The sequence below is a fragment of the Pedobacter sp. AC190 genome (genome assembly GCF_979258025.1).
Genome location: NZ_OZ409824.1, coordinates 4,360,282 through 4,373,324, shown reverse-complemented (window position 1 = coordinate 4,373,324; position 13,043 = coordinate 4,360,282). Strand labels below are relative to the sequence as shown.

Annotated in this window: 17 protein-coding genes; 10 read left to right on the top strand and 7 right to left on the bottom strand. The window is 36.1% G+C overall.

Annotation, left to right across the window (positions count from 1 at the left end):
• Positions 1–65 precede the first annotated feature (65 nt).
• From ACZZZI_RS19285 to ACZZZI_RS19250, 8 genes are read left to right on the top strand one after another with little or no spacing between them, the layout of a single operon-like run.
• Positions 66–233 (top strand): hypothetical protein, encoded by a 168-nt coding sequence (locus ACZZZI_RS19285; RefSeq protein WP_463490789.1) that lies wholly within the window; start codon positions 66–68, stop codon positions 231–233.
• Positions 226–852 (top strand): ABC transporter ATP-binding protein, encoded by a 627-nt coding sequence (locus ACZZZI_RS19280; protein WP_463490787.1) that lies wholly within the window; start codon positions 226–228, stop codon positions 850–852. Before ACZZZI_RS19285 ends, ACZZZI_RS19280 begins: the two co-directional genes overlap by 8 nt.
• Positions 852–2,063 carry an ABC transporter permease gene (locus tag ACZZZI_RS19275; RefSeq protein ID WP_463490785.1) on the top strand — a complete coding sequence of 404 codons (1,212 nt, stop codon included), beginning with the start codon at positions 852–854 and terminating at the stop codon, positions 2,061–2,063. The genes ACZZZI_RS19280 and ACZZZI_RS19275 overlap by 1 nt, the downstream gene beginning before the upstream one ends.
• Before the next feature lie 21 nt (positions 2,064–2,084).
• Positions 2,085–2,525, top strand: coding sequence for a hypothetical protein (locus ACZZZI_RS19270; protein WP_463490783.1), 441 nt, complete (start codon positions 2,085–2,087; stop codon positions 2,523–2,525).
• A gap of 4 nt (positions 2,526–2,529) precedes the next feature.
• Positions 2,530–2,970 (top strand): hypothetical protein, encoded by a 441-nt coding sequence (locus ACZZZI_RS19265; RefSeq protein ID WP_344764266.1) that lies wholly within the window; start codon positions 2,530–2,532, stop codon positions 2,968–2,970.
• Positions 2,967–3,416 carry a hypothetical protein gene (locus ACZZZI_RS19260; RefSeq protein ID WP_344764264.1) on the top strand — a complete coding sequence of 150 codons (450 nt, stop codon included), beginning with the start codon at positions 2,967–2,969 and terminating at the stop codon, positions 3,414–3,416. Before ACZZZI_RS19265 ends, ACZZZI_RS19260 begins: the two co-directional genes overlap by 4 nt.
• An 18-nt stretch (positions 3,417–3,434) precedes the next feature.
• Positions 3,435–3,899, top strand: a complete 465-nt coding sequence (locus ACZZZI_RS19255; protein ID WP_463490780.1) for a Fur family transcriptional regulator — start codon at positions 3,435–3,437, stop codon at positions 3,897–3,899.
• Positions 3,900–3,912: 13 nt separating this feature from the next.
• Positions 3,913–4,359, top strand: a complete 447-nt coding sequence (locus ACZZZI_RS19250; RefSeq protein ID WP_463490778.1) for a hypothetical protein — start codon at positions 3,913–3,915, stop codon at positions 4,357–4,359.
• A gap of 16 nt (positions 4,360–4,375) precedes the next feature.
• Here the strand turns inward: ACZZZI_RS19250 and ACZZZI_RS19245 are convergent, their stop codons facing one another.
• Both ACZZZI_RS19245 and ACZZZI_RS19240 read right to left on the bottom strand, forming a co-directional pair.
• Positions 4,376–4,546: a hypothetical protein gene (locus ACZZZI_RS19245; RefSeq protein ID WP_316758342.1), complete on the bottom strand. Its 171-nt coding sequence runs from the start codon at positions 4,544–4,546 to the stop codon at positions 4,376–4,378.
• A gap of 223 nt (positions 4,547–4,769) precedes the next feature.
• Positions 4,770–5,630, bottom strand: coding sequence for a helix-turn-helix domain-containing protein (locus tag ACZZZI_RS19240; RefSeq protein ID WP_316758344.1), 861 nt, complete (start codon positions 5,628–5,630; stop codon positions 4,770–4,772).
• A gap of 200 nt (positions 5,631–5,830) precedes the next feature.
• Between ACZZZI_RS19240 and hxlB the strand changes: the two genes are divergently transcribed.
• Both hxlB and hxlA read left to right on the top strand, forming a co-directional pair.
• Positions 5,831–6,436: a 6-phospho-3-hexuloisomerase gene (hxlB, locus tag ACZZZI_RS19235; RefSeq protein WP_463490775.1), complete on the top strand. Its 606-nt coding sequence runs from the start codon at positions 5,831–5,833 to the stop codon at positions 6,434–6,436.
• 37 nt (positions 6,437–6,473) lie between these two features.
• Entirely contained in the window at positions 6,474–7,106 is a 633-nt protein-coding gene (gene hxlA, locus ACZZZI_RS19230) for a 3-hexulose-6-phosphate synthase (RefSeq protein ID WP_316758348.1), read from the top strand.
• Positions 7,107–7,274: 168 nt separating this feature from the next.
• Here hxlA and ACZZZI_RS19225 read toward each other — a convergent pair whose 3' ends face one another.
• The 5 genes from ACZZZI_RS19225 to ccoN form a co-directional block, all read right to left on the bottom strand.
• Positions 7,275–7,973 carry a sulfite exporter TauE/SafE family protein gene (locus ACZZZI_RS19225; RefSeq protein WP_463490772.1) on the bottom strand — a complete coding sequence of 233 codons (699 nt, stop codon included), beginning with the start codon at positions 7,971–7,973 and terminating at the stop codon, positions 7,275–7,277.
• Positions 7,973–8,401, bottom strand: a complete 429-nt coding sequence (locus ACZZZI_RS19220; RefSeq protein WP_463490770.1) for a FixH family protein — start codon at positions 8,399–8,401, stop codon at positions 7,973–7,975. The genes ACZZZI_RS19225 and ACZZZI_RS19220 overlap by 1 nt, the downstream gene beginning before the upstream one ends.
• 9 nt (positions 8,402–8,410) lie before the next feature.
• Positions 8,411–9,781, bottom strand: coding sequence for a cytochrome c oxidase accessory protein CcoG (ccoG, locus tag ACZZZI_RS19215; protein ID WP_463490768.1), 1,371 nt, complete (start codon positions 9,779–9,781; stop codon positions 8,411–8,413).
• Positions 9,765–10,712, bottom strand: a complete 948-nt coding sequence (locus ACZZZI_RS19210) for a cbb3-type cytochrome c oxidase N-terminal domain-containing protein (protein ID WP_463490766.1) — start codon at positions 10,710–10,712, stop codon at positions 9,765–9,767. The genes ccoG and ACZZZI_RS19210 overlap by 17 nt, the downstream gene beginning before the upstream one ends.
• A 167-nt stretch (positions 10,713–10,879) precedes the next feature.
• Positions 10,880–13,021 carry a cytochrome-c oxidase, cbb3-type subunit I gene (gene ccoN / locus ACZZZI_RS19205; RefSeq protein ID WP_463490764.1) on the bottom strand — a complete coding sequence of 714 codons (2,142 nt, stop codon included), beginning with the start codon at positions 13,019–13,021 and terminating at the stop codon, positions 10,880–10,882.
• Positions 13,022–13,043 lie beyond the last annotated feature (22 nt).

The window sequence follows — 13,043 nt, the reverse complement described above, 5'->3', positions numbered from 1 at the left end:
AAGGTTTAACGTAATGTTATTAATACAACATTGTTGCATTTATTGTTCATTTATATATTTGCTTTATGACTAAGAAAATTAGGTTATTTTTTTTATCAGCTTTATTAATGATTTGTACACTAAACCCAGCCTGCAAGCATGGAACAAATGATGGTATTGAGCTTTACAGACGGTATGCCATTAAAAATCTAATCATTAAAAAAGTGGTTCAGCGAAATTTAAACAATGATTAAAATAGAAAGAGTACAACATAATTATCCGAAAGGATTAAGCCTGAAATTTCCAGATTGGGAAATAGGAGATATGGAACAATGGCTACTTCTTGGCGCTTCTGGTAGTGGTAAAAGTACTTTGTTGAATCATATTTCTGGCTTGCTCAAACCATCGAAGGGAAAAGTATTTATTGAGGAGACTGATATTTACAACATTGGAAATAAGAAAATGGACCGATTTAGAGGGCAACATATTGGCATTGTTTTCCAGCGGCCGCATCTTATTCGTTCCTTAAGTGTAATAGAGAATTTAGAAATTGCGGCTTCTATGGCTGGAGTCGCTGTAGATAAAGAACGAAATTTAGCCTTGCTTGCAGAGCTTGGGTTAGAAACTAAAGCTAATATTTATCCCGATCAGCTTAGTCAGGGGCAACTGCAAAGGGTTTCTGTAGCTCGTGCTTTAGTAAATAAACCAGATTTGTTAATTGCCGATGAACCAACTTCGAGTCTTGATGATGATAATGCTGAACGTGTTTTAAAAATGTTGAGTTCGCAAGCCAGTAATCATGGTGCTGCGCTGATTATTGCTACGCATGATAACAGAGTTAGGTCGCACATTTCAAAAACATACACGCTGTAATGAACATACTTAAAATCAGTTATAAAAACCTTTCCCGAAACCGCCTAACATCTATACTCAATATAATTTTGGTTGCCTTCGGAATTGGAATTCTTTCTATTTTGTTTTTGGCCTCTACGCAGATCGGTAATAAGCTAGAACGTAATGCTAAAGATATCGATCTTGTGGTTGGGGCAAAAGGCAGTCCTTTGCAATTAATTTTAAGTAGCATTTACCACATCGATTTTCCGACAGGAAATATCCCCGCAAAAGATGCTTACGAACTTATGCGTAACCCGTTGGTAAAGCGGGCAGTACCTTTAGCGCTTGGTGATAATTATGATGGTTATCGCATTGTGGGTACCGATACCACTTTTTTAGGTATGTACGGCTTGCAAATTGATAAAGGTAAATTTTGGAGTAAAGATTTAGAAGCTACTATTGGTAATACGGTAGCAATAGAAGCTAAGCTTAAAGTTGGAGATCGTTTTTTCGGTGCACATGGCCTTAGTGGAAATAGCGATTTGCATAAACAACATGCCTATGTTGTTAGCGGCATATTAAAGCCACAGGGAAATGTAACTGATAATCTTATTTTAACCAATATCGGAAGTGTTTACAAAATGCATGAAGTGGAGGATGAACATAAAGATCATGGTAAAAATGATGAATCAAAGGAAATTAATGATCAAGAACTAACCTCAATACTTATTCAGTACCGCTCTCCAATGTCGGTGGTTCTTTTCCCAAGAATGGTTAATCAAAGTACAAACATGCAAGCTGCATCGCCAGCAATGGAAAGTGCAAGGCTTTTTTCACTAATTGGAGTAGGTGTAGATACCTTACAGTGGTTCGCTATTTTGATTATGGCCATTTCTGCATTAAGTGTTTTCATCAGTTTGTATAATTCTATGAAAGAGAAAAAATATGACCTGGCCATAATGCGATGCCTTGGCGCTTCAAAGTCAAAACTTTTCTTTTTAGTAATGCTCGAAGGACTTTTAATAACTGTAATCGGTACTATTTTAGGCCTTTTAGTCGGTCACTTTGCGCTTGAAGTAATTGGAAGCGGACAAGAATCATCTCAGGCACGATTAACAGGTTTGTTTTTTGTAACGGATGAACTTTATCTGGTATTTGCAGGATTATTAATTGGTGTTGTAGCGGGGTTAATTCCAGCTTTGCAAACTTATCGTGTAGATATTGCCGATACACTAACGAAAGATAGATAATTGATTACTAACTAATTTGTAATGAAAATATCAGGGATTTTATTTGTGCTTTTTATGGCTGTATCTGCAATTTGTTTGGCCCAGGTGAAGGTGCATAAGGATATGCGCAGCGCAACCTGGAACATTATCGGACTTAGGTATGATCAAGAACTTTCGCCTGGTAAGTGGGGTAGTGTTTATCCAGCGGCATTAAAATCTTTAAACAGAAAAATAATCGAATTGCCTGGTTATATCATTCCTACCAAAGTAGGAAGTAAATTTACCGAGTTTATGTTTTCTATCGTACCGATTGAATCTTGTCCGTACTGCGGTACGGCTGATATACCAGCAATGATTGAGGTTAAAATGAGCAGGGCTGTATCCATAACCACCAAAGCCATACGTTTAAAAGGCACTTTTGTTATTAATGATTCGGGAGATGACAGGAGTGAGTTTTTCTTACTTGATGCAAAAGTATTATAAAGTTATGTTAAAGCAATTATCTGTTTTTTTAATCCTGATGTGCCTTTACTTCTGTTTAAAAGCACAGGCCATTGTACATAAAGATATGCGCACTACAAACTGGAATTTAATTGGTTTACGCTATGAAGAACAATACAAGCCACTTCAATGGCGAAGTATTTTTCCGAAAGAACTAAAAGCAATTAATAATAAAGTTATCGAACTTCCAGGTTATATTATTCCAACGAAAGTTGGAAATAAATTCTCGGCATTTATGCTTTCCATTGTGCCAATAGAATCTTGTCCTTTTTGTGGGAGCGGAGATGTTCCTTCGATGGTGGAAGTGAAAATGATAAGCCCAATAACCTGGACTGATAAGGCGATTAAAATTCGTGGTAAACTTATCATCAATGATTCGGGCGATACACGCTCTGAATTTTTTTTAATCGATGCCATACAATTATGAAATATCTAATTCTGTTGTTCTTCGTTGTTCGAGGTTTTTACTGCTCAGCCCAAAATCAAAAACATAACCCAAACGATCAGCTTCGCAGTTTAAACTGGGATATTATTGGTTCGGTTCAATTTGAATTAACGGAAAAGAATCAGTTATTTCCCATTTTCTCTGAATCGATAAAGCGTTTTGAGAATAAGGAGTTTGATTTAAAAGGTTATTTAATTCCAATAAAAAGCGGGCAAAAACAACAAAAATTTTTATTGGCAACTTTGCCCATCAATCAATGTTACTTTTGTGGGCAAAATGGCGTTCCAGTAATGATTATGATTGAAATGAATAATGCAGTAAGCTTTACTGACAAGCCCATACATGTAAAAGGGATTTTAAAACTCGAACACAAAGATGCAAGTTATGCGCCGCCAATATCGATTAAAAATGCCGTAGTAGTAATTTAATTAATTATTTTTGTAGTAATGGATAATAATACAGCATATTTTGAAAAGTTGCTAGCTCAAAACGGACTTAAACGTACAGGAGCAAGACTTCAGGTTCTGGATATTCTTCGCGGGCGAGATTCGGCAACTTCTCAGCCATTTCTGGAGCATGTTGTTGGTAAGGATGTTGATCGGGTTACACTTTATCGAATATTAAGAGTATTTGAAGAAAAAGGAATAATTCATAAAGTACTGGATAGTCAGGGTACTGCAAATTATGCGATATGTTCTGGCGGATGTAGCGAGCACGCCCATCATGACGAACATGTGCATTTCAATTGTGATAATTGCCACCGTATTTTCTGCCTGGAGAAAGTACGAATTCCTGAAATTAAAATTCCTGCAGGTTTTAAGGTTGGTGCATTGAAACTAGTAGCCACTGGAATATGCGAAGATTGCAATAAAACACTCGAAACGTCCGCAAAGAGAGCTGTTAGTAACTAATAACATCTATTAAATGATTAAAAAGCTTTTTTTAATATTTTTTCTGTTTGCAGGTTTTTCTGCTTATGCCCAACATGATCCATCCGATCAAATGGATTCTCTTGAATGGGATCTTATTGGTGGAATTACAATGAAAACTGTAAAACCCACCGAAATTTACGCTGTTTTTAAACCTGATATTAAAAAATATCAAAATAAGCCATTCACCATAGAAGGCTACATCGTGCCGATAAAAGATGGCATGAAACAAACCCGCTTTATGTTTTCCCCTTTACCAATAAATCAATGTTTCTATTGCGGTCAAAAAGGTGTTCCCATTATGCTGCTTGTAGAAATGAACGAAGCGATTAAGTTTACATTTAAACCTGTTCTAATCTCTGGAACTTTAAAACTAAATGCGGGAAATACGTTGAGTAATCCACCAGTTGCAATAACAGGAAGTAAATTGATTACTGAATAGGTTTAATCGATTATTTTTAGCGAAAATCTCGCTGGGGATCTTTCTTTGGTAACAGGAGCCATGCATAAAAAGCCCAAACTAAGGCGGCTGTTGCAAAACCAAGTTCTGGGTCTGATAATCTCGAAGAAGAAAGTACTGCGCTTACGGAAACTAGACACGCAAGCAGAAATAGTAGGATATTTTTCATAATATTCTGTATTGTTAATGCTTGTATGTCAACAATATAGTGAAAAATAATCAATACTTCAAAAAATGATTAAATTTTTCCTGTTCATTTTATGAATAGAATAAAATGTGCTCGCATTTTGCAGCTTTAAAGAAATTATTTTGATTTTTTGGTTGTAATCTGTTTTAATAACGTGAGTTTCTGTCTTTTTTTAAGTCGAATATTCTTTTTGATAATTTTAATATTATACTAAGGTGTTAAACTTCGATTCGATGTGTGCTTTTGCTTTCTTTTGAAACTCTTCTGGTGTTTCTCCAGTTTGTTTTTTAAAAAATCGACTAAAATATGGTCTATCTGTGAAACCTAAGTCGTAAGCAATCTCTTTTATCGTAACATCACTATGAATAATTTTTCGCTTTGCTTCTAAAATAATTCTGTCGTGTATAATTTGAGTGCCTGTTTTATTCAATTTTTCCTTTAAAATTTGATTAAGCCGTTTAGAGCTAATTCCCAATTTACCTGCATAGAAATCGATATTCGTAACCGTTTGGAAATTACCTTCAAGTAGCATTAAAAATTCATATAATCTTTTCTGGTGAATATCATGATTGGTAAATTCATGTTCTTTTACCGTAATTAATTTTAATAAAAAAACTTTTAGCAAAGCTTTAAGCATTACAAAGCTGTTGCTTTCGCGATTATATTCTGTTTCAATAATGTGATAAATTTCGCCCAGCTCCTTTGATGATGCATCATCAAGCCTTAAACATGAAAATTCGCCTTGTACATTAAATATTCTAAAAAGATCAAGTAAAAAATCTTTATCCTCTTCCTCAAGCATCGATCTTTTAAAAGATATAAGCTCGCCGTTTTTTCCTGCTTTATTTAATTGGTGCACCCGATATGGTGGAATTAAATAAATCCAATCTCCTTTTATGCCAAGAGCAGGATCGCTTATGCCGTGAAGTGGATCTTCATTCTTTAACCAAACAACTTCAAAAAAGTCTTTTCGCCCTGGATCGTTTAAATAACTGGGTGGACAATTATTAAGATTTCTGATGTACAGCAATGATTTTTCAAGATTGGAAGTTGGGTTCTGATTCATGGAAAGCAAATATATAACCTACATAATTAGCAGATTGGATAATTGGGACATTAAGGAGGACTATTCGGAAATAGACCTTTTTTTATGATTTGATTATGACTTTTTATAGCCAAGCTGTCCAGATAATCCCACATTATAAGCCAATTGTATAACCTTTCGGCATTAAGTCCTTTCTAACTTCGCTTCATAAAATATTAGGTATGGAAACGCACAATGTAGAGAAAGATATATTGGATAATCAGCAACTGATTTGGGATTTACAACTCAATTTAGATTTGGTATTAAACGAAAACACTCAACTGGCAAAAAAAATAGATTTAGAATCGCTAATCCCATTTATAAATTTTATACAAAAATCAGAACGCATTTTTATAATAGCCACTGGCCGATCGGGATTTGCAATGCGTTGTACTGCTATGCGCTTAATGCATTTGGGGCTTGTAGTTTATTTCGTTGGCGAAACGACTACACCAGCTATTCGAAAAGGCGATCTTTTAATTTCTGCTTCAGGGTCTGGTACTACAGCCACAATTGTTAGATCTGCAGAAAAGGCAATTTTAGCTGGAGCAGAGGTTGTTGCACTCACAACAAATCTATCTTCGTCCTTAGCTAAACTGGCTAATCACGTGGTTTTAATTCCAGCAGCAGAAAAAGAAGATCATGGTGGCGCGAAATCAAAGCAATACGCAGGAAGCTTATTTGAACAATTTTTACTACTGCTGATGGACGCTGTTTTTCAGTCGCTTTGGAAATTAGATGAAACCCCAGCTGAAGAATTATGGAAACGACACGCAAATTTAGAATAACAGAATTTAACTTTTAAAATAATAAATAGATACAATCATGGCAAAATTACAAGTAGCAATAGATTTATTAACAACAGAAGAAGCATTGGCTTTAGCCGCAAAAGTTGCGCCTTATGTTGATATCATTGAGTTAGGAACTCCATTAATTAAAAATATGGGTTCATCAGTTATAACTGCAATGAAAAATGCACATCCAGATAAATTGGTATTTGCTGATTTAAAAACAGCTGATGCAGGTGAATTAGAAGCTGATATTGCTTTCAAAGCTGGTGCAGATTTAGTTACCGTAATGGGTGCTGCAGGTAATGCAACAATAATTGGTGCAGTTAAGGCAGCAAAAGCACATGGAAAAGGCGTGGTTGTAGATACAATTGGCTATCCTGATCGTGTTAAAAGGGCACAAGAAGTTATCGAGTTAGGTGTGGAATTTGTAGAATTACATGCAGGATTAGACGAGCAGTGGACTGCTGGTTATTCCATTCAGGTTTTAATTGATGAAGCTGCAAGAGCTGGTGTTCCAGTATCGATTGCTGGTGGTGTAAACATTGATAATGTTACTGCCGTAATTAAGGCAGGTGCACAAGTTGCCGTAGCTGGGGCAGCAATTTATGGGGCTGAAGATCCAGCGGCAGCTGCAAAAGCACTACGCGAAGCAATTGATGCGGCATAGATAATCATTTAAAATTGCATGGGATTTGTGTTTGATAAATTCCATGCGATTTTTTATTTCTCCTGTTTATTAAGCTTTAATTTATGCTGCAACTTCATCACCTTTTATTGCAGGAGTTCGCAAGCTATTAAAATACTGAATTTATTCAGCATTACCATACTACAATCACTATCTGCAATCAACCGTAGAGCCGAAATGTAAACCGCTATTTGGCGATAGAAAGGGAATGCCAAGTTCTGCTGATCGAAGTAAAAGTAATATCCCCATAAATAGCATAAACCAGGGAATCAGTTTTTTCGTATTAAAACGAATGTATTTCTTTAAGTAAATCCCTCCAAGCGAAATCATCATTAACAGCGGTAAAGTGCCTAGGCCAAAAAGAAACATAAACTGGAAGCCATTTATTGCCGAAGCAGAATTAACTGCCGTAGCCAATGAGAGATAAACCATCCCGCAGGGAATTATTCCATTTAGCATGCCCGCAAAAAACTCCCATAAAGGTAAGCCGAAAAGTTTCCCCATTAATTTACTTATCGGATTTATAAGCTTAAATTGAAATGTACTCAGCTTTTTACTGTAATAAGAACTGAACTGTAATAGGGTAAAAACAATTAATAAAATGCCAATAACTATGCTTAATGTTTTTTGATTGGCAATGAGGCTAAATGTACTGCCAAACCAACCTGCAATACCACCCATTAAAGTATAGCTTACAATTCTGCCAGTTTGATAAAGCAATAAACTTAAACCTGCATTCCAAATGTTTCTTTTTTCAATTGGTAACGATAGCATTAGTGGCCCGCACATTACTGCACAATGCAAACTTCCGAATAAACCCATTAAAAATGCAAGCGGTAAATAATTCATCACAAAGTGATACTTTTTTTAAACTGATAACTTTTGTTGTGGGTTTTCCATTTCAGATCCAACAACCAAATGCCTTTATCTTTTGCTTTTCGTTCCAATAAAATCAAATGGCTTAGGCCTATTGTTTTTCCGCTGAAGTGTTGATCTGCTTTTGCAGTTGATGGCCGCATTAATACCAACGAATAATTTGCACTATCTTTTAATTGAAGAATCAACTGGTTTGGATTGATGGTAATTATAGGTTCAGCGTGTTCTAAAAAAGTATTTTCCCGTGCATCATACTCTTCATCATAAATGAGCCCTTTTTCATAATAATTGCTTTCTACCAAAGTATCGTTGCCTTGTTTACTCAACATATATGCACCCAAGCCTAAAATAAAAAGCATAAATACAGCCATTGTCAATACGATTTTCTTTCCCCAGTTCATATTCATATCTTATTTTGGATTTGCAAAAAAGCTTGTGCTTGCTGTGCTGATAATTTCTCCATCAGCAATAACTTCAAATTTTACTTCGCTCTTATAACTATTAATATTATCTGATTTTCTAATCAGGAAAAATGTTAAGTGGATTGTACCTTCTTTAGGGAGTACTTTTTGGCTTTGGATAAATAAAACGCTATCTGCTTTGTTTTCAGACCTGAACTTAAAGTATATGGCTTTATTTGTTTTGTTGATTAGCTCTGCATTGTATAAATTGCTTACAGTGCCGTCTGGTCTGGTTTGAAATAGAGTTCCGCTGGCCCTTAACACAGTAGTTTCTACATTTTGTCTTTTATAAATGAGCGATGAAAACAATACGACAGCGATAAATAGAACAACAGCGTAACCATAACCTTTTAAACCCGCTTTAAAAGGTTTCCCGTCTTTTATATAATCATTATTGTAAAATCCGATAAGCCTTTTTGGTTTGCTTAACTTTAGCATAACTTCATCACAGGCATCAATACATGCTGTACAATTAACACATTCTAACTGCGTTCCTTTTCTTATATCAATTCCAGTCGGACAAACTTGTACACAAAGTCCACAATCCACACAATCGCCTTTTAAACTATCTTTAAAATCTTTTGAGATTTTACCCCGAGGTTCTCCGCGTTTTTCATCATAAGCAACAATTAAACTTTGATTATCTAGTAAAACACCTTGCAATCTGCCATAAGGACAAATAACTGTACATACTACTTCACGTACGTAAGCAAAAACGATGTAGAAAATTGCAGTAAATATGCAAATGGATATAAAGCCAGAAATGTGTTGGCCTACGGGTTCTGTAATAATTTTGTAAAGGACGTCAGAACCAATCAGGTAGGCTAAAAAAGTATTTGCAATAGCAAACGAGATTAGAATAAATAGGAAATGCTTACTCGATTTTTTAATAAATTTTTCAGCATTCCAACTTTGAGCGTCTAACTTTTTTTGTCTAACCACATTACCTTCAATCCAATATTCAATTCGGCGGAAAATCATTTCCATAAATATGGTTTGCGGGCAAGCCCAACCGCACCAAAGCCTGCCCAAAACCACAGTAAAGCAAATAACAAATAAGATGAAAATCAACATCGCAAAAGCGAAGAGATAAAAATCTTGCGGGGTAAAGATTAATCCGAAGAAAACAAATTTGCGTTCGAGGAAATTAAGCAGAACCAGTTGTTCGCCTTTATACCTTAAAAACGGAGCGCTAAATAAGCTTATTAAAAGGCCATAACTTACCCATTTTCGATAAGCATATAATTTACCAGATGGTTTCTTTGGATAAAGAAAATTATGGCCTTTACTTTTTTGCTCAGTTTTATTTTTTGGTAACATCTTCTTTTACCTCTTGATCTTTCGGGTTTGCAGGCTCGTATTTTACACCTTGTGGCGCCTTTGCACCAGCAGGTTTTGTACCCTGAAGTGAGAGAATATAGTTGGTTACATCACTTATTTGTTTAGGGCTTAAGGTTTTCTCCCAGCTAACCATTCCTTTTTCCGGAACACCATATTTTATAGTTTTAAAAACGTTGTTGATGCCACCGCCATGTAGCCAAAATTCGTCGGTTAAATTTGGCCCAATTAAACCACCACCAGTGGGGCCATGGCAAACCACACAATTTCCTGTAAAAATGCTTTTCCCCGATTCTATAGCTGGGGCAGAATTATCTAGTTTTACGTTGCTTTCATCAACAGCATTTGCCGATTTTTTTAAATAAATGGCTTTATCTTCAATTGATTTAGTTACTTCTGCCTGGTAAAGCTGGTCTTGGTTTAAGCCATAGCCACCTATGTAATAATAAAAAAGGTAGCCAATGCCAAACAGAATCGTTCCATAAAAAAGAAAGTTAAACCAACCAGGAACTGGATTGTTAAGTTCGTGAATGCCGTCATAAGCATGTTCGATAATTAAATCTTTTTCTTCCTCAATTGGTTTTAATCCCAGAAGCTTACTCCAAATTGATGGCTTGGTTTTCTTTGTTTTTAGCCAACTATCATAATCTAAAACTTCTTCCTTTTTAGGGATTATATAAGGTGTTGGATTAATTTGCTCCCTGTACATTACTTTAAAAGCATTTAATAAAGTGATGGATACGAAAAGTAACACTAATACAAATAGAAGTAATATCAGAATTAAAGTTTCTGATTGGCTTGTGCCGAGCAAACTTGGTTCTGAACTTACTATTGGTGAAGCTACTTTTTCATCCGCCGCAAATGCTGTTATCGCTAAGCAAATAAACAGGAGTGTCGTTTTTAATTTTTTCATGATGATCTCCTAGTCTTTTAATGGTAATTCACTCATCACATTTACATGATTTTTGTTGAGTTTGATTAGGTAAATACTTACGATAATGAAAAATATTAGGAACAATAGCAGCGAACTAATCAGGTAATATTCGCGGCCCGCTAAATTTTTAAGTTGTTCGAACATGGCTATTGGTTTGATGGAATTATTTCTTTGTTTGCTTTAATATCAGTCCCCAGTCGTTGTAGATAGGCAATTAGGGCTACAATTTCACGGTCGCTTTTTACGGTTATATTGTTTTGCTTTAACTCTGCGGCAATTTTATTGGCTTGCGATTTTAATTCATCATTAGCCGTTTTATCAAATCCATCTGGATAAGGAACACCTAAGGCTTGCATAGCCCTGATTTTTTTAGGTGTGGTGCTGATGTCAAGCTGCTGATCAATTAACCATGGGTATGGAGGCATAATACTTCCTGGCGACATTGATGTAGGATCTAACATGTGATTAAAGTGCCAGGCGTCAGAATATTTTCCGCCTTCTCGGTGTAAATCTGGTCCTGTACGTTTACTTCCCCATAAAAACGGATGATCGTAAACAAATTCTCCTGCTTTACTATATTCGCCATAACGTTCTGTTTCTGAGCGGAATGGCCTAACCATTTGCGAGTGGCAGTTTACGCAGCCTTCACGAATGTATAAATCACGTCCTTGCAATTCGAGGGCAGAGTATGGTTTTACACTTTTTATGGTAGGCACGTTTGATTTAATAGTAAAAGTTGGCATCATTTCTACCATTCCGCCAATTAGTATGATGATTAGCGAAAGCACCATGAATTTCATTGGCTTGCGTTCTAATACTCTGTGCCATTTTTTATCCATTGGATTGGTTTCTACAATCATCGCTGGCAATGGCATTGCTTCTGCAGCTTCGTTTGCCACTAAACTTCCTTTTATCATGGTCTTAGCCAGATTAAAGGTCATCGCAATTGCGCCTATAAGATAGAAAGCACCACCAACGGCACGGAAAACATGCATTGGAATTATTTGTAGGGTAACCGCTAAAAAGTTAGGGTATTTTAATAAGCCTTCCTCGGTAAATTCTTTCCACATTAAACCTTGGGTAAAACCAGCCCAATACATCGGAATTGCATAAAAAAGAATTCCTAAAGTGCCAATCCAAAAATGGAAACCAGCCAGCTTTTTAGAGTAAAGCTCGGTTTTATAAATTTTAGGAATGATCCAGTATAAAACGCCAAAGGTTAAAAATCCATTCCATCCTAATGCGCCAACATGTACGTGAGCCACGATCCAATCGGTAAAGTGGGCAATACCATTAATTTGTTTTATAGAAAGTAACGGACCTTCGAAAGTAGCCATGCCGTAACAGGTTAAGGCAACAACCATAAATTTTAAGGTAACATCATCGCGGACTTTATCCCATGCACCTCTTAAAGTCAACAAACCATTAATCATCCCGCCCCAACTTGGTGCAATAAGCATGATAGAAAATACAATACCTAAAGATTGTGCCCAACCTGGCAAAGAGGAGTAAAGCAGATGGTGAGGGCCAGCCCAAATGTAAATGAATATTAACGACCAAAAATGCAGAATACTTAATTTATAAGAATAAACAGGCCTGCCTGCCATTTTTGGAAGGAAATAATACATCATTCCTAAATAGGGCGTGGTTAAGAAAAAAGCTACAGCATTATGTCCATACCACCATTGTACCAAAGCATCTTGAACGCCCGCATATACATAATAGCTTTTCATAAAAGATATTGGCAATTCTACCGAATTAACAATGTGTAAAACCGCAATGGTTACAAACGTGGCAATGTAAAACCAAATGGCAACGTATAAATGGCGTTCTCTTCTTTTAAAAATGGTACCAAACATATTAATACCGAAAACTACCCAGATTAATGTTATGGCAATATCAATTGGCCATTCGAGTTCGGCATATTCGTGTGAGGTTGTAAAGCCTAACGGAAGCGTAATTACTGCCGATAAGATTATTAGCTGCCAACCCCAAAAGTGAATAGCACTTAAAACATCGCTAAACATTCGGGCTTTAAGCAAACGCTGAAGCGAATAATAAACCCCCATGAAAATGGCATTTCCAACGAAGGCAAAAATTACAGCATTGGTGTGTAAAGGACGGATACGGCCAAAAGTGGTGTATTGATTACCCATGTTCATCCCTGGTTTAATCAGCTGCATGGCTACGATGAGGCCAACCGTCATACCGATTACACCCCAAACAATGGTTGCAATACCAAAGTTTCGAACAATCTTATTGTCGTAAGTAAATTTCTCTAACTGCATAATAATTAAGAAAAGATTTGTT

What these genes read in the sequence shown, in the direction of transcription:
- ACZZZI_RS19285 (WP_463490789.1), top strand. Translation starts at nt 66, where the DNA reads ATGACTAAGAAAATTAGGTTATTTTTTTTATCAGCTTTATTAATGATT.
- ACZZZI_RS19280 (WP_463490787.1), top strand. Translation starts at nt 226, where the DNA reads ATGATTAAAATAGAAAGAGTACAACATAATTATCCGAAAGGATTAAGC.
- ACZZZI_RS19275 (WP_463490785.1), top strand. Translation starts at nt 852, where the DNA reads ATGAACATACTTAAAATCAGTTATAAAAACCTTTCCCGAAACCGCCTA.
- ACZZZI_RS19270 (WP_463490783.1), top strand. Translation starts at nt 2,085, where the DNA reads ATGAAAATATCAGGGATTTTATTTGTGCTTTTTATGGCTGTATCTGCA.
- ACZZZI_RS19265 (WP_344764266.1), top strand. Translation starts at nt 2,530, where the DNA reads ATGTTAAAGCAATTATCTGTTTTTTTAATCCTGATGTGCCTTTACTTC.
- ACZZZI_RS19260 (WP_344764264.1), top strand. Translation starts at nt 2,967, where the DNA reads ATGAAATATCTAATTCTGTTGTTCTTCGTTGTTCGAGGTTTTTACTGC.
- ACZZZI_RS19255 (WP_463490780.1), top strand. Translation starts at nt 3,435, where the DNA reads ATGGATAATAATACAGCATATTTTGAAAAGTTGCTAGCTCAAAACGGA.
- ACZZZI_RS19250 (WP_463490778.1), top strand. Translation starts at nt 3,913, where the DNA reads ATGATTAAAAAGCTTTTTTTAATATTTTTTCTGTTTGCAGGTTTTTCT.
- ACZZZI_RS19245 (WP_316758342.1), bottom strand. Translation starts at nt 4,546, where the DNA reads ATGAAAAATATCCTACTATTTCTGCTTGCGTGTCTAGTTTCCGTAAGC.
- ACZZZI_RS19240 (WP_316758344.1), bottom strand. Translation starts at nt 5,630, where the DNA reads ATGAATCAGAACCCAACTTCCAATCTTGAAAAATCATTGCTGTACATC.
- hxlB (WP_463490775.1), top strand. Translation starts at nt 5,831, where the DNA reads ATGGAAACGCACAATGTAGAGAAAGATATATTGGATAATCAGCAACTG.
- hxlA (WP_316758348.1), top strand. Translation starts at nt 6,474, where the DNA reads ATGGCAAAATTACAAGTAGCAATAGATTTATTAACAACAGAAGAAGCA.
- ACZZZI_RS19225 (WP_463490772.1), bottom strand. Translation starts at nt 7,973, where the DNA reads ATGAATTATTTACCGCTTGCATTTTTAATGGGTTTATTCGGAAGTTTG.
- ACZZZI_RS19220 (WP_463490770.1), bottom strand. Translation starts at nt 8,401, where the DNA reads ATGAACTGGGGAAAGAAAATCGTATTGACAATGGCTGTATTTATGCTT.
- ccoG (WP_463490768.1), bottom strand. Translation starts at nt 9,781, where the DNA reads ATGTTACCAAAAAATAAAACTGAGCAAAAAAGTAAAGGCCATAATTTT.
- ACZZZI_RS19210 (WP_463490766.1), bottom strand. Translation starts at nt 10,712, where the DNA reads ATGAAAAAATTAAAAACGACACTCCTGTTTATTTGCTTAGCGATAACA.
- ccoN (WP_463490764.1), bottom strand. Translation starts at nt 13,021, where the DNA reads ATGCAGTTAGAGAAATTTACTTACGACAATAAGATTGTTCGAAACTTT.